The organism is Shewanella sp. 10N.286.51.B7 (assembly GCF_002873615.1).
Classification (GTDB): Bacteria; Pseudomonadota; Gammaproteobacteria; order Enterobacterales; family Shewanellaceae; genus Shewanella; species Shewanella electrodiphila.
In genome coordinates this window covers 1345-2045 of sequence record NZ_MCUF01000004.1, presented here as the reverse complement: position 1 = coordinate 2045, position 701 = coordinate 1345, and the positions used below count along the sequence as shown (strand labels likewise).

Annotated in this window: 1 tRNA gene and 1 rRNA gene; both read left to right on the top strand. The window is 40.2% G+C overall.

The annotated features are described in order from the left end of the window. The first annotated feature begins 59 nt into the window (after positions 1 to 59). Positions 60 to 135: transfer RNA gene (locus BCU84_RS00680), tRNA-Thr, on the top strand. A gap of 18 nt (positions 136 to 153) precedes the next feature. Beyond that, positions 154 to 269 (top strand): 5S ribosomal RNA (rrf, locus tag BCU84_RS00675). The last annotated feature ends 432 nt before the right edge of the window (positions 270 to 701 follow it).

Here is a 701-nt window from a genome sequence, read left to right as displayed (position 1 = left end):
ATCGCCAAGCGCCTAATTTAAGTCTTAAATTACTGACAAGTAATCTTGAGCAAGATCATGCTGATATGGCTCAGTCGGTAGAGCGCATCCTTGGTAAGGATGAGGTCCCCAGTTCGATTCTGGGTATCAGCACCATCTTTAAAACCAGATTTGTCTGGGGACAATAGCATTGTGGTACCACCTGATCCCATCCCGAACTCAGTAGTGAAACGCAATCGCGCCGATGATAGTGTGGGGTCTCCCCATGTGAAAGTAGGTCATTCCCAGACGCTAATTTTCTCTTTATGAGAGCAGATAGCCCGTTACTGACGTAACGGGCTTTTTTGTATTTGAAATTTGAGCTTATTCAAACGGCCACTTAGTTAATAGATAGTGTGGAATACAAGTTAAGGGTAACAAAGTAGGTCATTACCAAGCATTATAACCATCCATCCTATCGATCATATATTAATAGAGTGGATGGCCCGTTACCCACTTATAGAGCTTATTTTTAAAATTATGAGTTGGATTTCGCCAAAGCTTTATCATGATACTAGAAATATTTTGGTTAGGAGCCCAACAACTGCCGTTCAGTAAGATTTACTTAAGTTCCTTTTAAAATATAGCTCTATCTTCCTCAAGCAGAGGAGCTGTAACTAAACGATATAAGTTGCTATTCATTTCAGTACAGGTGTTTATTGCCTGTTCTACTGTTCTACTGT